Annotated in this window: 14 protein-coding genes; 4 read left to right on the forward strand and 10 right to left on the reverse strand. The window is 70.5% G+C overall.

All coding sequences use genetic code 11. The features are described from left to right. Window positions 1-19 precede the first annotated feature (19 nt). Together HCK04_RS12635 and HCK04_RS12640 are read right to left on the reverse strand one after the other, a co-directional pair. The gene (locus HCK04_RS12635) at window positions 20-1495 is read right to left on the reverse strand and encodes an FHA domain-containing protein (protein WP_142647365.1); all 1476 of its coding nucleotides are present in this window, start codon (window positions 1493-1495) and stop codon (window positions 20-22) included. 447 nt (window positions 1496-1942) lie between these two features. Then, entirely contained in the window at window positions 1943-3112 is a 1170-nt protein-coding gene (locus HCK04_RS12640) for a site-2 protease family protein (protein ID WP_142647366.1), read from the reverse strand. Window positions 3113-3272: 160 nt separating this feature from the next. On the opposite strand from HCK04_RS12640, the gene HCK04_RS12645 reads away from it, so the two are divergent. The 3 genes from HCK04_RS12645 to HCK04_RS12655 all read left to right on the forward strand — a co-directional run bounded on the left by HCK04_RS12645 (window position 3273) and on the right by HCK04_RS12655 (window position 6474). Then, window positions 3273-4133, forward strand: coding sequence for a PD-(D/E)XK nuclease family protein (locus tag HCK04_RS12645; protein WP_142647367.1), 861 nt, complete (start codon window positions 3273-3275; stop codon window positions 4131-4133). Between the two features lie 360 nt (window positions 4134-4493). Beyond that, window positions 4494-5693 (forward strand): sensor histidine kinase, encoded by a 1200-nt coding sequence (locus HCK04_RS12650; protein ID WP_260617226.1) that lies wholly within the window; start codon window positions 4494-4496, stop codon window positions 5691-5693. A gap of 97 nt (window positions 5694-5790) precedes the next feature. Further along, window positions 5791-6474: a response regulator transcription factor gene (locus tag HCK04_RS12655; RefSeq protein ID WP_142647368.1), complete on the forward strand. Its 684-nt coding sequence runs from the start codon at window positions 5791-5793 to the stop codon at window positions 6472-6474. Between the two features lie 302 nt (window positions 6475-6776). On the opposite strand, the gene HCK04_RS12660 is transcribed toward HCK04_RS12655, so the two are convergent. The 8 genes from HCK04_RS12660 to metH form a co-directional block, all read right to left on the reverse strand. After that, window positions 6777-7814 carry a dipeptide ABC transporter ATP-binding protein gene (locus tag HCK04_RS12660; protein WP_142647369.1) on the reverse strand — a complete coding sequence of 346 codons (1038 nt, stop codon included), beginning with the start codon at window positions 7812-7814 and terminating at the stop codon, window positions 6777-6779. Then, window positions 7811-8836: an ABC transporter ATP-binding protein gene (locus tag HCK04_RS12665; protein ID WP_142647370.1), complete on the reverse strand. Its 1026-nt coding sequence runs from the start codon at window positions 8834-8836 to the stop codon at window positions 7811-7813. The genes HCK04_RS12660 and HCK04_RS12665 overlap by 4 nt, the downstream gene beginning before the upstream one ends. After that, entirely contained in the window at window positions 8833-9852 is a 1020-nt protein-coding gene (locus tag HCK04_RS12670) for an ABC transporter permease (protein ID WP_142647371.1), read from the reverse strand. The genes HCK04_RS12665 and HCK04_RS12670 overlap by 4 nt, the downstream gene beginning before the upstream one ends. 90 nt (window positions 9853-9942) lie before the next feature. Then, window positions 9943-11703 (reverse strand): ABC transporter substrate-binding protein, encoded by a 1761-nt coding sequence (locus HCK04_RS12675; protein ID WP_260617227.1) that lies wholly within the window; start codon window positions 11701-11703, stop codon window positions 9943-9945. Window positions 11704-11774: 71 nt separating this feature from the next. Beyond that, on the reverse strand, window positions 11775-12767 hold the full coding sequence (locus HCK04_RS12680) for an ABC transporter permease (protein WP_142647373.1): 993 nt from the start codon (window positions 12765-12767) through the stop codon (window positions 11775-11777). 367 nt (window positions 12768-13134) lie between these two features. After that, the gene (locus HCK04_RS12685) at window positions 13135-13638 is read right to left on the reverse strand and encodes a cellulose synthase (RefSeq protein WP_142647374.1); all 504 of its coding nucleotides are present in this window, start codon (window positions 13636-13638) and stop codon (window positions 13135-13137) included. A gap of 68 nt (window positions 13639-13706) precedes the next feature. Next, on the reverse strand, window positions 13707-14348 hold the full coding sequence (locus HCK04_RS12690) for an HAD family phosphatase (protein WP_142647375.1): 642 nt from the start codon (window positions 14346-14348) through the stop codon (window positions 13707-13709). Window positions 14349-14443: 95 nt separating this feature from the next. Beyond that, on the reverse strand, window positions 14444-17908 hold the full coding sequence (metH, locus tag HCK04_RS12695) for a methionine synthase (RefSeq protein ID WP_142647376.1): 3465 nt from the start codon (window positions 17906-17908) through the stop codon (window positions 14444-14446). Between the two features lie 220 nt (window positions 17909-18128). On the opposite strand from metH, the gene HCK04_RS12700 reads away from it, so the two are divergent. Continuing rightward, window positions 18129-18983 (forward strand): PAC2 family protein, encoded by an 855-nt coding sequence (locus tag HCK04_RS12700; protein WP_079315266.1) that lies wholly within the window; start codon window positions 18129-18131, stop codon window positions 18981-18983. Window positions 18984-19022 lie beyond the last annotated feature (39 nt).

Consider the following 19022-nt stretch of genomic DNA (forward strand, 5'->3'; position numbering starts at 1 on the left):
TCCCGGCGGCCTCGGATCGTCAGGCGGTGCGATGGGGCTCGTACCGCATCGTGCGCGAGACGCCGACACGCACGGTCGTGCCGGGCAGGATCGGCACCGGCTCGTTCGGCGGGATGTCGTAGAAGTTGGGGTCGCCGGGCGGCTGGATCTGGGTGCCGTTCACCGAGCCCAGATCGAGCAGGTTGACGTCCCAGTTGTCCAGGAAGACCCGCAGGTGGCGGCGCGACACCGAACCGTCCGGGCTGGTCACCCTGGCCGGCCTGGCCTCGCCCGACTGCACCTCGGGCGCGCGCTCGGGGTCGCGGCCCAGCAGGTAGTCGGCCTCCAGCGGCAGCGCCATGCCGTCGTCGAGCAGCAGCACGCCGAGCAGCGGCCGAGGACCCTTGTAGGGCACCACGGCCCGCTGGTCGATCGGGATGCCGCAGACCGCGCAGTAGGGCGCGCGCGGGTCGTTGAAGTGGTCGTTCTTGCAGTCGACGCCGTAGACCATCGGCCGCTGCTCCGGCTCGGGCGTCGCGTCCAGCTGGGTCGCCTCGCCCGGATCCTCGTCCGCGAGCGCGTGCGGCACCGGCTCGAACGGCCCGCTCGGCGGGCCGTCAGGACCGCCCGGGTCAAGCGGCGGGTTCAGATCAAGCGGCGGGTTCAGGTCGTGCGGCGGGTTGGGGTCGTGCGGGGCGCCCCGATCCTCGGCGGGCTCGGGCAGCGGGGGCAGCGGCTGCGGTCCCGAATGGTGTGCCGGACCCGGATCGGGGAGCGGAGGCAGCGGCTGGACGGGCGGCGGCGACAGGGGCTGGGACGGTCCCGGAGACGGCGCTCCCTGCTCCCCAGACGGCCCGCCGGACAGCGGACCCGAGTACGGCGACACGGGCGGCGGAGGCACGGTCGACGGCACCACGGGCCCACGCGGGGCGATCGGCTCCGGAGCGCCGATAGGCGGGGGCTGCACGCCCTGCTGCTGCGGCTGGGGCGGGCGCGGGGGCAGCGGCGGGAAGGCGAGGTCGCCGTGCCGCGTGAAGTCGCGCTCCACCCCGGCCCCGGTGACCACACCGCCGTCCAGCCGGGCGTACGGGCTCGACGGGCCCGCTCCCGGCAGGCGCAGCTCGACCCGGGACACCGGGCCGTTGACGAGGCGATCGGTCCAGGTCAGCGCGTCGTGCCCGGCGAGACGGACCTCGCCGTCGGGACCGCCCGACACGGTCGCGTACGCGGCGCCGCTGACCAGCACGGCCACGCCGCCCCCGGCGGGCCCGGCGACCGCGCAGGCCGTCGGCTCGCCGCCGATCGACCTGTCCATGGCGCGCGCGAGGACCTGGGCCACCCGCCGGGCCAGCGCCCGGCCGTCCCCGCCCGTCGTGGCGGTCTCGTGCAGCGCCGCCAGCAGGTCCTCGACCGGGTGGTCGCCACCGGTGGCGCACACGAGCAGCAACCCGTTCAGATGGGCGACCACGCCCTCCCCCGGCAGCGGGCGGACCACCCCCACGCCCTGTTCCGTCACAGAAGTTCTCCCTCCGGAAACGCCACCGGATGACCGGCACCATCGCCGGCACGCCGTGTGCCGGATCGATCACCCCAGAAAGTAGCAAAAAAGAATGATGAAGCGGCCTGCGGGAGTGCGCCACGGGTGCCCGGACGGCGGCCGGCCCCCGTTCTGATCTGCGGAAGCACGCGAGGGATGCCCGGGCGACGACCGGCCCAGGTTTCGGTCTGCGGGAGCACGCGGCGGGTGCCCGGACAGCGGCCGGCCCCGGTCTCGAACTGTATGAGCGCGCGACGGGCGCCCAGGCGACGACCGGCCGAGTTTGCGATCGGCACCCCGGTCTCCGGGGACCCGCCGTACAGACGCGCTGGCCGCCCCGGCGGGCCGGGCCGCTGCCCGCGCCGTTTCACGGACCGCTCCCCGCGCCGTTCCCCGGGCCGTTTCACGGGCCGTTTCACGGGCCGCTCACACACCGCTGAACATGCGGTTGACGTCGGCCGTGGCGAGCACGCCGTAGATCTCACCGCCCCGCTCGACGAGCAGGTATTCGGGCGCGGGGGCCTCCCGCATGGCGTCGAGCAGGGACTCCCCCTCCAGGTCGGCGCCGAGCACGAGCGAGGGCTCCAGGGAGCGGGACAGCGCGCCGACGTTCACCCACGGCCTGCGCTGCTCGGGAGTGGCGTTGACCGCCGCCTCGTTGACGATCCCGACCGGCCGCCCGTCGTGGTCGACCACCACCATGGCCCCCGCCCCGGCCTCCCGCGCCCGGCGCAGGCCCTCGGAGAGCGGCACCTCGGGAGTGACCGGGATCGCCCTGCGGGCCAGCACCCGGGCCCGCAACTGCGGCAGCCGGGCCCGCACGCGGGCCACCCGCAGCGCCTGGGAGGCCCCGAGCCAGATGAACGACGCCAGCACCACCGTCCAGAGCATGCTCCCAATCCCCGGCTCCTGGCCGGACATCAGGTTCATCAGGAGGGGCACGACGACTATCGCGACCGCGACGCCGCGGCCGACCCACGCGGCGGCCAGCGTGCCGATGCCGGCGTCGCGCTTGGCCTTCCACACGGCGGCCCGCAGCATCCGACCGCCGTCGAGCGGCAGGCCGGGGAGGAGATTGAAGATCCCCACGATCAGGTTGGACGACCAGAGCTGCCAGATCAGCACCGGCACGAGACCGTCGGGCGGGCGGAGGAACATGGACAGCGGGTCGACGGGACCGGTCACGAACGCGACCGCGGACACCAGGTAACCGATCGCCGCGAGGCCGAGCGAAAGCAGGGGCCCCGCGAGCGCGACGTTGAACTCCCGGCCCGCCGTCTCGGGTTCGCGTTCGATCTCCGAGACGCCGCCCAGCATGTAGAGGGTGATCCTGCGCACCGGAAGGCCGTAGTGCTTGGCGACCACGCAGTGCGCCAGCTCGTGGAGCAGGACCGAGCCGTAGAGCAGGACGGCGAAGACCAGCGCCACCACGGAACTGCCGAGGAGCCCGTATCCGGGGAGACTGGCGGCGAAGACCGGCTGGAAGCTGTACGTGATGAACGCCGCCACGATGAGCCAGGTGGGCGAGACGTAAACGGGGATGCCGAAGGGCCGCCCCATCCGCAGTCCGGTGGACTCCTTGACAGGTGTGCTCATGTGCCGCCTTCCCCTCCCGCGCTCCTCGATGCTACGTGCCGGAGCGTGAGATCAGCCTAAGAGCTCGCCCGCCCGTTGCGCACCGTGTGATCGTCGCCGCGACGTCCCGGGAAGGGCGGGGCGGAAGCGTTCTGTCGGCCCGGTGTCCTACAGTTCCGGCATGACCCTCGCCGAAGAGCGCGCCGTGATCGGGGCGCTATCCCCCTCCCGGGCCGGTGACTTCATGACCTGCCCCCTGCTCTACCGGTTCAGGGTGATCGACCAGCTCCCCGAGCGGCCCTCGGCCGCCGCGGTCCGGGGCACGCTCGTTCACGCCGTGCTGGAGCGGCTCTACGACCTGCCCGCGGAGGCGCGGACGGTCGCCGCCGCCCAGGACCTGCTGGAGCCCCAGTGGCAGCGGCTACTCGCCGAGGAGCCCGACTACGCGGGGTTGTTCGAGAACGACGCGGAGCGGGACGCCTGGCTGACCCAGGCCCGCGGCATGGTCGAGCGTTACTTCACGCTGGAGGACCCCCAGCGGCTGGAGCCCGCCGAGCGGGAGATGTACGTCGAGGTCGTGCTCGAAAGCGGGCTGCTGCTGCGCGGCTACATCGACAGGCTCGACGTGGCCCCGACCGGCGAGGTGCGGGTCGTGGACTACAAGACGGGCACGGCGCCGGGGCGCGAGTGGGAGGCCAAGGCGCTGTTCCAGATGAAGTTCTACGCGCTGGCGCTGTGGCGGCGCAGCGGCCAGGTCCCCCGGATGCTCCAGCTGATGTACCTGGGCAACGGTGAGATCATCCGCTACGTCCCCGACGAGGCCGACCTGCGGGCGACCGAGCGCAAGGTCGAGGCGCTGTGGGCGGCCATCGAGCGTGCCGTACGCACCCGTGAGTGGCGCGCCCGCCGCTCCCGGCTGTGCGACTGGTGCGACCACCAGGCGCTGTGCCCGGAGTTCGGCGGCACCCCGCCGCCCGTGCCCGACCGCGAGCCCGGGCTGTCGGCCCGCGTGAGCAGGAGGTCGGCCAGCGACGAGCTGTGACCGCGTCTCCCGGATCTCCCCACGCCTCCCGGATCTCCCAGACCTCCGGGTCCCCCGGCGCTCCCGTGTCCGCGTCTCCCGGATCTCCCCTTGCCCCAGATCTCCCCACGCCTCCCGGATCTCCCAGACCTCCGGGTCCCCCGGCGCTCGCGGGGCCGCGTCTCCCGCGCCCCGGGCGCGTCCGGGGCTGCCGCCTCGCTGCCCGACGCGATCACGTCCGCCCGGCCGAGCCGGAGGCACGCGCACGTCACGTCCCTCGTCGTGCCCGGCCAGTTGGCCTCCGCCGCTCCTCCGCGAGGAGGAGGGGGATATCCCTCCGGGGCAGGGTGGCCTCGGGCGGCGAACGCCTAGATTTGGTACGTGCGCACCACCCCCGGCAATATGCGGTCCTGGCTCAGGGCTCGTCCCCTGGTCTACGACTCGATCCTCGCGGTGGTGCTGACGACCGCGTCCCTGGTGTGGATCGCCTCGGCGGGCCGCGGGGAGGGGGCCGGCTGGCTGCGGCCGGGGACACCGCGCCCGGCTGACGTGCTCAACCTGGTCCTGGCGGCGGCCTGCACGCTGCCCGTGGCCCTGCGGCGCAGCCGTCCCTTCGTGCTGCTGGTGGCCACCTGCGTCCCCCAGGCGATGCTCGACACGCTCGACTACGACCCCGGTCTGAGCGGGTTCGGCGCGCTCGTCCTGCTCTATTCGGTGGCCGCCTACCGGGGGCTGGCGCTGAGCCTGGTCGCCCTCGTCGTCTCCTTCGCCTCCTACCTGGCCGGCACGGTCGCCGGGGTCATCACCCCGTCGTGGACCGACCATGTCGTCGTCACCGCCGTCCTGCTGCTGTGCTGGGTGTGCGGCCGGGCGCTGCGGCTGCGCCGCGCATACCTCGCCGAGCTGGTGCAGCGGGCCGACCGGCTGGAGCGGGCGCGCGAGGCCGACACCAGGGCCGCCAGGGCCGAGGAGCGCTCCCGCATCGCCCGGGAGCTGCACGACGTCGTGGCCCACCACGTCAGCGTGATGACGGTCCAGGCCGCCGCCGCCCGCAAGATGCTCGACACCAAGCCCGACGTGGCCCGGGACGCCCTGTCCGCGATCGAGGAGATGGGCCGTACGGCGATGGCGGAGATGCGCAGCATCGTCGGCGTGCTGCGCACCGACGGCCCGGCAGAGCGCGGGCCACAGCCGGGCATGCACGACCTGCCCGCGCTGGTGGAGCAGATGCGCGAGGCGGGGCTGCGGACCCAGCTCTCGATCGAGGGCGAGCGGCGCGGCCTGCCGCCCGGGGTGGACCTGGCCGCCTACCGGCTCGTGCAGGAGGCGCTGACCAACAGCCTGCGGCACGCGGGGCCCGCCGCCCGCGCCTGGGTGACCGTACGGCACGAGCCGAACGAGCTGAGCATCCACGTGGAGGACGACGGGCGCGGCGCGGCGGACGAGTCGGTGCGGATCGGAGGCAGGGGCCACGGTCTCGTCGGCATCCGCGAGCGCGTGGCGCTTTATGGTGGAGTTCTGCGGATCGGTCCCCGCACCGGGGGCGGGTTCGAGGTCCGCGCCCGGTTCCCGTTGAAGTGAAGCCCCCACACGTAGAGCCCCTCCGAGGACAGACCATGACGATCAGGGTGCCCCCCTCCACCCGGCGGCCCGCCGCCCATTCCCAGACAGACGCATCATGACGATCAGGGTGTTGCTGGTCGACGACCAGCCGCTGCTGCGCACCGGGTTCCGGTTCATCCTGGAGGCCGAGCCTGACGTCACCGTCGTGGGCGAGGCCGGCGACGGCGCGGTGGCCATGGAGCAGTCGCGGGCCCTGCTGCCCGACGTGGTGCTCATGGACATCCGCATGCCCGGCACCGACGGCATCGAGGCGACCCGCCGCATCGTGCGGGAGGCCGCGCCGAGCGCCCACGTGCCGAAGGTGCTCGTGCTGACGACGTTCGACCTGGACGAGTACATCGTTGAGGCGCTGCGCGCGGGCGCGAGCGGGTTCCTCCTCAAGGACGTGCCGCCCGACGAGCTGGTCCAGGCGATCCGCGTGGTGGCGGCCGGCGACGCGATAGTGGCGCCGAGCGTCACCCGGCGGCTGCTGGACAAGTTCGCCACCCGGCTGCCCTCCGCCCACCCGCAGGCCACCCCCGCGCGGGTCGACCGGCTGACCGAGCGCGAGCTGGAGGTGCTGCGCCTGATCGCGAAGGGCATGTCGAACGCCGAGATCGCCGCCGAACTCGTGGTCAGCGAGACGACGGTGAAGACCCATGTGGGCAACGTGCTGACCAAGCTGGGGCTGCGCGACCGGGTGCAGGCGGTCGTGCTCGCGTACGAGACCGGGCTGATCGTCCCCGGCGCCTTCTCCTGACCACCGCCCTACGACCACGGGAGGAGTGCGGCGGGCCGGGTCATCCCCTGGTAGCGGGCGAGATCAGTACGGAGGGCCGATGCCGGGCGGGGGCGCGCGCCGATAGCGTCATGACAGGGGCGTGGCCGAGGTGGCGGAAACACGCCCCGCCGGTACGGCTCCCGCGGACCGTCTGGGGGAAGACGGCGGGGGCCGTACCGGCGGAAAGACCGGGCGAACAGGCGCGGCGCCAAAGAACCCTGCTGAAGAACCGTGCCGAACAACCCTGCCGAATGACCCTGCTGAACAACCCTGTGGGCGGCTCAGTCGGCGGGCGCGGCGGCCGGCTGCGCGGGTGCCGCGGCCGCGTCGCCGGAGGGGGCGTTCTCGGGGAAGTGGCAGGCCACCTCGTGCCCGGGAGCGAGCGCCACCAGCGGCGGCTCGACCTGCTTGCAGATCTCCTGCGCCTTCCAGCAGCGGGTGTGGAACCGGCAGGCGGGCGGCGGGTTGAGCGGGGACGGAACGTCGCCCTGCAGCCGGATGCGCTCCCGCTCCGTGCGACGCTTCGGGTCCGGGATCGGGACCGCCGACAGCAGCGCGTTGGTGTACGGGTGCATCGGCGACTCGTAGAGGCCCTTGCGGTCGGCGATCTCGACGATCTTGCCGAGGTACATCACCGCGACGCGGTCGCTGATGTGCCGCACCACCGACAGGTCGTGCGCGATCACCACGTAGGTGAGGTCGAGCTCCTTCTGCAGGTCCTCAAGCAGGTTGACGACCTGGGCCTGGATCGACACGTCGAGCGCGGAGACCGGCTCGTCCGCGATGATCAGCTTGGGCTTGAGCGCGAGCGTCCTGGCGATGCCGATGCGCTGCCGCTGACCGCCGGAGAACTCGTGCGGGTAGCGGTTGTAGTGCTCGGGGTTGAGGCCGACCAGTTCGAGGATCTCCTGGACCGCCTTCTTGGTGCCCTGCTCGGTCTTGATGCCCTGGATCCGGAACGGCGCGCCGACGATGGCGCCGACCGTGTGCCGGGGGTTGAGCGAGCTGTAGGGGTCCTGGAAGATCATCTGCACGTCCCGGCGCAGCGGCCGCAGCCGCCCCTGGGACATGTGGGTGATGTCGGCGCCCTCGAAGACGATCTTTCCGGCGGTCGGCTCGATCAGACGCGTGATGAGGCGTCCGCTGGTGCTCTTGCCGCATCCCGACTCGCCGACCAGGCCGAGGGTCTCGCCCTTCTTCACGTCGAAGCTGATGCCGTCGACCGCCCTGACCGCGCCGACCTGCCGCTTGAGCAGGCCCTTCGTGACCGGGAAGTGCTTCTCCAGCCCCTGTACGGACAGCAAGGGCTCCTCGTTCACGAAGCCTCCAGGTTCGGCTTGATCTCGTTCTCCCAGATGGCGCGCCGCCGCTCGCGCGGCAGGTGGCAGCGCACGAGGTGGCCGCCCTCGGTCTCCAGCAACTCGGGGACCTCCGCCTTGGCCCTTCCGCCCGTACGCTCCTCGAACACGCAGCGCGGGTGGAAGGCGCAGCCGGACGGCACGTTGATCAGCGAGGGCGGCGAGCCCTTGATCGGCATCAGCCGCTCGGTCGGCTCGCGGTCCAGGCGCGGCATAGAGCCGAGCAGGCCCCACGTGTAGGGGTGCTCGGGCCGTTCGAAGATGTCGTCGGAGGTGCCGTATTCGACGCACTTGCCGCCGTACATCACGAGGATGTCGTCGGACAGCTCGGCGACGACGCCGAGGTCGTGCGTGATGATGATCAGCGCGGCGTTGAAGTCGCGCTGCAGGTCGCGCATCAGGTCGAGGATCTGCGCCTGCACGGTCACGTCGAGCGCGGTCGTCGGCTCGTCGGCGATCAGCAGCTCGGGGTCGCAGCTCAGCGCCATCGCGATCATGGCGCGCTGCCGCATGCCGCCGGAGAACTCGTGGGGATAGCTGTCCACGCGGCGCTCCGGCTGCGGGATGCCCACCCGGCCGAGCATGTCGATCGCGTGCTTGCGCGCGACCTTCTTGCTGACGTCGTTGTGGATGCGGTAGGCCTCGATGATCTGGTCGCCGACCGTGTAGAACGGGTGCATCGCCGACAGCGGATCCTGGAAGATCATCGCCATCTTCTTGCCGCGCAGCGCCCGCACGTGCTCCTGGCTGGCGCCGACGAGCTCCTCGCCGTCCAGCCAGATCTCACCGGAGATGCGGGCGCGCCCGCCCTTGTGCAGGCCGAGGATGCCGAGGCTGGTCACGCTCTTGCCGGAGCCGGACTCGCCGACGATGCCGAGCGTCTTGCCCCGCTCCAGGCTGAACGACAGCCCGTCGACCGACTTGACCAGACCGTCGTCGGTCGGGAAGTGGATCCGCAGGTCCTTCAGTTCCAGGAAGCTCATCCCAGCCTCACCCTCGGATCCACGACGGCGTACAGGAGGTCGACGATCAGGTTCGCACAGACCACGAAGAACGCGGCGACCAGCGTCACGCCCATGACCTTGGGCAGGTCCTGGTTGGTGATCGCGTCGATCGCGTACTTGCCCATGCCGGGCAGCGAGTAGGTGCTCTCGGTGAGCACGGCGCCGCCGAGCAGCAGGCCGAGGTCGAGGCCGAAGATCGTGAGGATCGGGGTGAGCGCTCCGCGCAGGCCGTGTTTGATCACGACCCTCCGCTCGTTCAGGCCCTTGGCCCGTGCGGTGCGGATGTAGTCCTCGTTCATCGTCTCGAGCATGCCCGCCCGGGTGAGCCGCGCGTATCCGGCGGCGTACAGGAAGGCCAGCGTGATCCACGGCAGGATCAGGTTGTAGGCCCACATCGCCGGGTTCTCGTCGAACGGCGTGAAGCTGCCGCCCGGGGCGGTGATGCGGAACGGATGACCGTAGCTGAAGATGACCAGCGAGACGATGCCGGTGAAGAAGATCGGCAGTGACACGCCGGCCAGGGCGACGCCCATCGCGGCGCGGTCGAAGAAGCTGCCGCGTCTCAGCGCGGACAGCACGCCGGTCGCCACACCGGCTAACACCCAGATGACGGCGGCCCCGATGGCCAGCGAGATCGTCACGGGCAGCCGGTCGAGCAGGTCGGGCCAGACAGGGAGCCGGGTGAGGAAGGAGTAGCCGAAGCAGGGCGCCGGGCAGTGCTCCACACCGGGGCCGTAGTCGTAGTCGGCGCCGGCGACGATGCCCTTGGCGAACCGCCCGTACTGCACGATCAGCGGATCGTTGAAGCCGAGCTTGTCGGCCGCGAGCTTGACCTCCTGCGCCGAGGCGGTGCGCCCCACGTAGCGCGCGGCCAGGCTCTCCGAGGTGGCGCCCGCCAGGCGGGGCACCAGGAAGAAGATGGCGAACGTGATGATGCTCACGATGGTGAGCATCACCACCGCCCAGATCAGCCGCCGGATGATGTATGTGACCACAGTCCCCCCGGCTCCGGGGGCCGGCCCTGCCGGACCGGCCCCCTTGCCGCGTTCACGCGTCTATCGGATCTGTCTGGTCTCGGCGGACGCTTACTTGACGCCCATGCCGAGGTAGTCGTACATGCCGTACGCGTCGTTGACGAAGACGTTCGTGGCGTTCTTGCTGCGCACGAGCAGGGTCTTCGTCCACACGTTCGGCAGGATGAAGGCGTCTTCCATGACCTTCTTGTCGATCTGGGTCCAGATCGCGTTGCGGGCGTTGGTGTCGGTCTCCAGCATCGCCTTGTCGATCAGCTTGTCGACCTCGGGGTCGCGGACGCTGATGTTGGAGGAGCCGCCGGTGTCACGGATGACGCGGCTGTCGACGATCTGCTGCAGGAAGCCGAAGCCGTCGGGCCAGTCGGACTGCCAGCCGTTCATGGCCAGGCCGATCTTGTTGTCCTTGGCGTAGCCCGGCTTGCCGGCGTACAGGGCGAAGTAGTCGGCCTGCGGGAACGGCTTGAGCGTGAGCTTGATGCCGACTCGGCCGAGGGACTGCTGCAGCGCCTCGGCGGCCGCCTTCTCCTTGGGCCGCTCGGCGCGGTAGGCGATGTTGGTCTCGAAGCCGTCAGGCTGGCCGCAGGCGGTCAGCGCCTCCTTGGCCTTGGTCAGGTCGCCCGTGTTGTCGGCGCCCGGCGGGTAGAGGTTGAAGTCCTCGTGGCCGGGGATGGCCGGCGGCAGCAGGCTGGTCGCGATCTGACCACCGGAGAACTCGCCGCCCCACGCGGTCTGCAGGGACACCTTGTCGGTGGCGTACTCGACGGCCTTGCGGCAGTCGATGTTGTCCAGCGGCGGGACGTTGCCGTTGATCGAGGTGTACCAGAGGCGGGTGCTCGTCGGGTTGTCCGAGTTCGCCTTCAGGGCGGGGTCGGACAGGACCCGGCCGAGGGCCGCCGACTGGATGCCGATGCCCGCGACGTCGACGTCGAGGTCGCCGGCGAGGATCCGGTTGTCGATGTCGTCGGCGTTGACGTTGGTGGAGACCTCGTAGCCGTCAGGCAGAGCCTTGCGGTTCGGGTCGGTCGCCGGGTCCCACTGGTCGTTGCGGACGAGCGTGAAGCCCTTGCCGATCTCGTTCTTCTCGAACTTGTACGGCCCGGTGGCGATCACGTGCTCCTTGTACTTCGCACCGGTGTCCTTGTCCTTGGGGACCGGGATCGTGGCCGGAAGCTGGGCGAAGTAGTCGAAGTTGCTCAGCGGCTGCTTCAGGTGGAAGACGATCGTGTAGTCGTCGGGCGTCTCGATCGCGCTGTCGGTGTTGACGTCCTTCGACTTGTACGCGCCCTTGTAGTCCTTGGGCCAGTTGAGGAAGTCGTTGAAGTAGGTGTACCCGTCGGGGAACACCTCCTTGTCGAACGACCGCTCCACGGCGTACTTCACGTCCTTGGACGTCACCGGGGTGCCGTCCTCGAACTTGATGCCCTTCTTGAGCTTGTACGTCCAGGTCTTGGCGTCGTCACTCGGCGTGCCCAGGCTCTCGGCGAGGTCGGGGACGAGCTCGTTGCCCTCCTTGCCCACTGCGGACTTGAACATCAGCAGCGAGCGGCCGTACAGGCGGATGAAGTTCCAGGAGTAGCCGTAGTAGGTGTCGCCCGGGTCGAGGGAGTCCCAGTCACCGCCGTTGGCGAACTTGAGGATGCCGCCCTTCTTGTCCGAAGGGTTCACGATGCCCGTGAGGGCCGCGTTGAACTCGCCGGTCGCGGTGGCGCCGCCCGCGGCGTCGCCACCGGAGGACGACGACGACGTGCCGCTGCCCGAACCGCCGCCACAGGCGGCCACGGCAAGGGCGAGCACGGCGCCGATGGCAGCCACACCCAGTCTTCTTCTTAGCATTGCAAACCCCTTGGTGATAGGAGCCGGGGACTTTACGAGAAGGGAAGGGCTCAGCGGGCTTTCGGGTCGAGAGCGTCCCGCAGGCCGTCGCCGAACAGGTTGAACGCCAGGACCGTGATGAAGATCGCCATGCCGGGGAAGAACATGAAGTGCGGGATCGTGTAGAACCGCACCGCGTCCGACAGCATGCCGCCCCAGGTGGGGGTGGGCGGGCGCACGCCGACGCCGAGGAACGACAGCGCCGCCTCGAACAACACGTTCGTGGGGATCAGCAGAGTCGCGTAGACGAGGATCGGCGCGACCAGGTTCGGCAGCAGCTCGCGGAAGATGATGTACGGCCCGCGCGCCCCGAGGCTGCGCGCCGCGTCCACGAACTCCCGCTCGCGCAGCGACAGCGTCTGCCCCCGGATGATGCGCCCGATGTACGGCCAGTTGAAGAAGCCGATGATGAACACCAGCAGCGAGACGCGCAGCGTGTCGCCGGTCAGGCCGAACGCCGTGTCGGGCACGATGCCGGCCAGCGCGATCGCGAAGACCAGCAGCGGGAAGGCCAGGAAGACGTCCATGGTCTTGCTGATGATCGAGTCGACCAGGCCGCCGAAGTAACCGGCGGTGACCCCGAGCAGGGTGCCGATGACCACCGAGAGCAGCGTGGCCAGGAAGGCGATGAGCAGCGAGATCCGCGCGCCGTACACGACGCGGCTGAAGATGTCGCGGCCGTTCACCGGCTCGATGCCGAACAGGTGGTCGAGGCTGATGCCGGTGCCCGTCTTGGGCGCCATCGTGGAGGAGTCGATGAGGTTGGAGTTGAACTGCGTCGGGTCCTGCCCGAACACCCCGACGATCACCGGCGCGAAGACCGCGACCAGGATCAGGAAGATGACGATCAGACCACCGGCGAGGGCGACCTTGTCGCGCTTGAGCCGCATCCAGGCGATCTGACCGAGAGACCTGCCCTGGATCGCCTTGCCGCCCGAGGCGTCGACGACGGCCTCCGGCGCGGCCTCTGTGTCCCCACCGGTGACGTCCATCGGCGCGGTCATCGATCCTCCTTCGCCCTGCCCGAGCGCACCGCAACAGCGGTGACGGGCTCGGGATAGCCCGGGATCGATCCGGCGACGAAGTAGCTGCGGCCGCTTACGACCTTGCCTCGCACGGCCATGTGGTGCAGGCCCCCTGGATCCCAGACGACATTGTCCGAAGGGGTCGCGTGGTGTGCGACCCCCGGAGGCAGAATCTATGGTCTGAGCTGGGCTGACCAGTCCCCAGGGGGCCGCTGTGGCTCAACTGTGATTCACGCGAAACTCATTCGTGTTGATCTTGAAGGGAATGTCCGCGTCCCGTTTCGATTATGTCGTGGAACTGTAACATTGCACTGGCCGGTAACTTCGTCTCACGATGTGAGATCGATCAGCTGATCCCCCGGCGCTTGAGAATGTCCTCGATGTCCGAGAAATCATCTGCTGCGGACTGTTCCACCTGTCGTGGTGCCGTCTTTCCGGTCTGTGCCGTTTTAGACGTGGCCGTCTTGGACGTTCCGGGCTCGGCGGAGCGTTCGGACGCCGCGGCGCCGCCACCCTGCTCCGGCCGTGCCGTACGGGCCCGGGACAGGGCGCGGCCGCGCAGCGTGCCGGAGACGACGAAAAGCAGCGCCGACAGACCGGCCAGGACCACCCCGGCCCAGACCGCGGGCGACAGGACCAGGCCGGTCACGAAACCCACCGCCGCCGCGCCGATGTTCCAGATCGTCCGCAGCGCGCCGGTGAGATAGGCGGCCAGCGGCAGCAGTGACCAGGCGGTGGCGCGCAGGCCGGCGGTCACCCCCCGCCGCCGGAAGGCCAGGTAGCTGAGCCCGACGCCCACCGCGGTGAGGCCGGCGCACAGCGGCAGCCAGGCGATGTCGGTGAAATTCATGAGGGCCCCCTCGATCCACGGCGTACCCCCATCCTGGCACCCGCGCGACGATCATGCGGGGGTCCGCGTTACCGGATGAGCCCCCGCAGGAAATCGACGTCCACGTCGAGCAAAGAGGGCATCACGACCCGGCCCGGCGCCTGGGCGATCGGCAGGACGCCCGGCACGGCGACGACCCTGCACCCCGCGGCGGTGGCGGAGGCGACGCCGTTCGGCGAGTCCTCCAGCGCGACGCACCGCTCCGGGTCCACCGACAGCAGGCCGGCCGCGGTCAGGTAGGGCTCCGGGTGCGGCTTGGTGCAGGTGACGTCGTCGGCCGTCACGACGACCTCGAAGTGCTCCCGGCCGACGGCCTTGAGCACGGCGTCGGCGATGATCCGCAGCGACGAGGTGACAAGCGCGGTGCGCACCCCCTGGTCGCCGAGCCCCCGCAGCAGTTCGAGGGCTCCCGGCATGGGCTCGACGCCCCTCGACAGGCGGCTCTCCATCCCGTCGATCAGCCAGTCCCCCACGATCGCGGGATCGACATCGGCCTGCGTCAGCTCCAGCATGTACGCGACGGTGCGGTCCCAGGAGCCGCCCACGAGCTGTTCCTGGTGCTCCGGGCCCCAGTCACCGCCGAGGCGGGTGACCACCTCGGTCTCGACCTCGAACCACACCCCTTCGGTGTCGACGAGCAATCCGTCCATGTCGAACAGCACGGCGTCCACGTGGCCCCTTCCCCCGGCGAGACCCCCGAAGAGGGGGGACCAACATGGTAAGGGGTGCCCGTGGACGCCCGTGCGGCCGGTCGGACGTTGAAGTGTCAGACGTTGAAGTACTTCGCCTCGGGGTGGTGGACGACCAGTGCGGAGGTGGCCTGCTCGGGGTGAAGCTGGAACTCCTCCGACAGCGTCACGCCGATGCGCGCGGGGTCGAGCAGCTCCATGACCTGCACCTGGTCTTCCAGGTTGGGGCAGGCCGGGTAGCCGAAGGAGTAGCGGCAGCCGGTGATGTTCACCTTGAGCATGTCGGCCAGCGACTCGTCGCCGCCGATGCCCAGCTCCGACCGCACCCGGGCGTGCCAGTATTCGGCCAGCGCCTCGGTGAGCTGCACCGACAGACCATGGAGCTCCAAATATTCGCGGTAGGCGTCCTTGGCGAACAGCTCGGCCGTGGCCTCGCTGATCCGGTTGCCCATCGTGACGACCTGGAAGGCGACGACGTCGGTCTCCCCGGACTCGCGGGAGCGGAAGAAGTCGGCCAGGCACAGGTGCCGGTCGCGCCGCTGCCTCGGGAAGGTGAAGCGGGTGCGCTCCTTGCCGTCGTCGTCCAGGATGATCAGGTTGTCGCCCTCGCTGACGCAGCGGAAGTAGCCGTAGGCGACCGCCGCCTCCAGCAGGTTCTCCGTCTGCAGCCGCTCCAGCCACATCCGCAGCCGCGGCCTGCCCTCGGTCTCGACCAGCTCCTCGTACGACGGGCCGTCGCCGCCCCGGGCTGCCTTGAGGCCCCACTGGCCCATGAACGTCGCCCGCTCGTCGAGGAAGGCGGCGTAGTCGGCCAGCGGGATGCCCTTCACGATCCGGTCGCCGAAGAACGGCGCGGCGGGCACCGGGTTGTCGGCGGCGACGTCGGAGCGGGCCGGCAGGTCCTCCTCGGCGGTCCGCGTGAGCGTCGCGCCGGTCTTCACCCGCCGCGCGCGCAGCGGCGGCAGCGCCGCGCCGTCCTCGCCGCGCTTGACCGCCATGAAGGCGTCCATGAGGCGCAGGCCCTCGAACGCGTCGCGCGCGTAGCGGACCTCGCCCCGATAGAGATCGGCCAGGTCCTGCTCGACGTACGCCCTGGTCAGGGCGGCGCCGCCGAGCAGCACCGGGAACTTGTCGGCGATCCCCCGGGAGTTCATCTCCTCGAGGTTCTCCTTCATGACCACGGTGGACTTGACCAGGAGCCCGGACATGCCGATCACGTCGACGTGGTGCTCCTCGGCGGCCTCCAGGATCGCCGAGACCGGCTGCTTGATGCCGAGGTTCACGACGTCGTAGCCGTTGTTGGACAGGATGATGTCCACCAGGTTCTTGCCGATGTCGTGGACGTCGCCCTTGACCGTGGCCAGCACGATGCGGCCCTTGCTGCTGCCCTCGACCTTCTCCATGTGCGGTTCGAGGTAGGCCACGGCCGTCTTCATCACCTCGGCCGACTGCAGCACGAAGGGCAGCTGCATCTCGCCGGAGCCGAACAGGTCGCCGACGACCTTCATGCCGTCGAGCAGCACGTCGTTGATGATCTCCAGGGCGGGCCGCTGGGCGAGGGCCTCGTCGAGGTCGGCCTCCAGGCCCTTGCGCTCGCCGTCGATGATGCGCCGCTTGAGCCGCTCCCACAGCGGCAGCCCGGCCAGCTCGGCCGCCTTGCCGGCCTTCATGGACGCCGCGTCGACGCCCTCGAACAGCTCCATGAACCGCTGCAGCGGGTCGTAGCCCTCGCGCCTGCGGTCGTACACGAGATCGAGCGCGACCTGCCGCTGCTCGTCCGGGATCCGGTTCATCGGCAGGATCTTGGACGCGTGCACGATCGCCGAGTCGAGCCCCGCGTTGACGCACTCGTTGAGGAAGACGCTGTTCAGCACCATGCGGGCCGCCGGGTTGAGGCCGAACGACACGTTGGAGACGCCGAGCGTGGTCTGCACGCCGGGATAGCGGCGCTTGAGCTCGCGGATCGCCTCGATCGTCTCGATGCCGTCGCGCCGCGTCTCCTCCTGGCCGGTGGCGATGGGGAACGTCAGGCAGTCGACGATGATGTCCTCGACCCGCATGCCCCAGGTGTTCACCAGGTCCTCGATGAGCCGGGTGGCGATGCGCACCTTGCCCTCGGTGGTGCGGGCCTGGCCCTCCTCGTCGATGGTCAGCGCGACCACGGCCGCGCCGTGCTCCTTCACCAGGCGCATGATCTTCTGGTAGCGCGAGTCGGGGCCGTCGCCGTCCTCGAAGTTCACCGAGTTGACCACGGCCCGGCCGCCGAGCATCTCCAGCCCCGCCTCCAGCACGGCGGGCTCGGTGGAGTCGATCACGATCGGCAGCGTGGAGGCGGTGGCGAACCGGAACGCCAGCTCCTTCATGTCGGCGACCCCGTCGCGGCCGACGTAGTCGACGCACAGGTCGAGCATGTGCGCGCCGTCGCGGGCCTGGGCCCGGGCGATCTCCACGCACTCCTCGTAGTCGCCGGCCAGCATCGCCTCGCGGAACGCCTTGGAGCCGTTGGCGTTGGTCCGCTCGCCGATGGCGAGGTAGGAGGTGTCCTGCCGGAACGGCACGTGCTGGTAGAGCGACGCCGCCCCCGCCTCGGGACGGGGCCGCCGCTCGCCGCGGGCGCGGCCGCCCACCCGCTCGACCACCTGGCGCAGGTGCTCGGGAGTGGTGCCGCAGCAGCCGCCGACCAGTGCGAGGCCGTAGTCGCGGGTGAACGCCTCGTGCGCGTCCGCCAGCTCACCCGGGCTCAGCGGATAGTACGCGCCGTCGGCCGTGAGCTGCGGCAGACCGGCGTTCGGCATGCAGGAGATCGGGATCCGCGAGTGCCTGGCGAGGTAGCGCAGGTGCTCGCTCATCTCGGTCGGGCCGGTCGCGCAGTTGAGGCCGATCAGGTCGACGCCGAGCGGCTCGATCGCGGTCAGCGCGGCGCCGATCTCGGAGCCGAGCAGCATCGCGCCGTTGGTCTCGATGGTGACCTGCGTGATGATCGGCACGTCGCGCCCTGCGGCCTCGACCGCCCGCTTGGCGCCGACGACCGCCGCCCGCACCTGCAGCAGGTCCTGGCAGGTCTCGATGATCAGGGCGTCCGCCCCGCCCGCGATCAGGCCGGCCGCGTTGTCGCGGTAGGCGTCGCGCAGCGTCTCGTACGGCAGGTGGCCGAGCGTGGGCAGCTTCGTGCCGGGACCCATCGAGCCGAGGACGAACCGGGGCTTGTCCGGCGTCGACCAGTGGTCGGCACGCTCCCTGGCCAGCCGCGCGCCCGCCTCGGAGAGCTCGAAGATGCGGTCCTCGATGCCGTACTCGCCCAGGGCCGCCCGGTTGGCGTTGAAGGTGTTGGTCTCGACGCAGTCGACGCCCACCTCCAGGTATGCGTCGTGCACGGCCCGTACGATGTCCGGACGGCTCACGTTGAGCACGTCGTTGCAGCCCTCGTGGCCCTGGAAGTCGTCAAGGGTGGGGTCGTAGGACTGCAGCATCGTCCCCATGGCTCCGTCGGCGATCAGGATTCGCTCGGACAGCACTTCTCGGAACGACGGTCTGCTGGTCATGGAGGCAAGCCTATCGGCCCCGACGGACGGAACATCGTCAGCGCGCGTGAAACGGGAATAGCGGTCGCGCGGGCGACGGCGGGCCCGTGTCCGCCCGGCGATCCGCCGCAGGTCAGCGCCACTACGACGGACCGGTGCCCGGCGGAGGTGACGTATGGGGGCCCTCACCGAATAGTCTTGGACTGAGCCATACTGCACAAGGCCAGTGAGGAGGCGGCGCGTGATCGAGTTCGAAGGGCTCCCCGAGCTCGTCGACCCGGTGCTGATCGCCGCGTTCGAGGGGTGGAACGACGCCGGCGAGGCGTCCAGTGGTGTGCTCGCGCACCTCGAATCCGAGTGGAAGGCCACCCCACTCGTCGAGCTGGACCCCGAGGACTACTACGACTTCCAGGTGACCCGGCCGGTGGTCGAGCTCGGCGACGGCGTGACCCGCTCCATCGTCTGGCCGACGACCCGGCTGCTGCTGGCGCGCCCGCCGGGCGCCAAGCGCGACGTGGTGCTGCTGCGCGGCATCGAGCCCAACATGCGGTGGCGGTCGTTCTGCGCCGAGATCGTCGGGCTCTGCCACGACCTCGGCATCGAGCTGGCCATCCTGCTCGGCGCGCTGCTCAACGACTCGCCGCACACCCGGCCGGTGCCGATCACCGGCTCGGTCAGCGACCCCGGCATGGCCCGCGCGCTCAACCTGGAGCTGACCAAATACGAGGGCCCGACGGGCATCGTGGGCGTGCTGCAGCACACCCTCGGCACCGCCGGGCTGCGGACGGTGTCCCTGTGGGCGTCGGTCCCGCACTACGTCGCCCAGCCGCCCAACCCCAAGGCCACGCTGGCGCTGCTGCGCCGCATCGAGGACATGCTCGACATCCCGATGCCGTACGGCGACCTCGCCGAGGAGGCGCGGGCCTGGGAGCACGGCGTGGACGAGCTGGCGGCCCAGGACAGCGAGGTGGCCGAATACGTGCGTGAGCTTGAAGAGCGCAAGGACGCGGCCGAGCTGCCCGAGGCCAGCGGCGACGCCATCGCGGCGGAGTTCGAGCGCTACCTGCGCCGCCGCGACCGCGGCACCGACCGCTGACCCCTGCGTCCGCTCCCTGTGTCGGACTCCTACGCCTGA

The sequence above is a fragment of the Microbispora sp. CL1-1 genome (assembly GCF_012034195.1).
Classification (GTDB): Bacteria; Actinomycetota; Actinomycetes; order Streptosporangiales; family Streptosporangiaceae; genus Microbispora.

Bases quoted from the DNA above. Each gene is read 5' to 3' on its own strand.
- HCK04_RS12640 (WP_142647366.1), bottom strand. From the start codon at position 3,112: ATGAGCACACCTGTCAAGGAGTCCACCGGACTGCGGATGGGGCGGCCC.
- HCK04_RS12645 (WP_142647367.1), top strand. From the start codon at position 3,273: ATGACCCTCGCCGAAGAGCGCGCCGTGATCGGGGCGCTATCCCCCTCC.
- HCK04_RS12655 (WP_142647368.1), top strand. From the start codon at position 5,791: ATGACGATCAGGGTGTTGCTGGTCGACGACCAGCCGCTGCTGCGCACC.
- HCK04_RS12665 (WP_142647370.1), bottom strand. From the start codon at position 8,836: ATGAGCTTCCTGGAACTGAAGGACCTGCGGATCCACTTCCCGACCGAC.
- HCK04_RS12680 (WP_142647373.1), bottom strand. From the start codon at position 12,767: ATGACCGCGCCGATGGACGTCACCGGTGGGGACACAGAGGCCGCGCCG.
- HCK04_RS12685 (WP_142647374.1), bottom strand. From the start codon at position 13,638: ATGAATTTCACCGACATCGCCTGGCTGCCGCTGTGCGCCGGCCTCACC.
- metH (WP_142647376.1), bottom strand. From the start codon at position 17,908: ATGACCAGCAGACCGTCGTTCCGAGAAGTGCTGTCCGAGCGAATCCTG.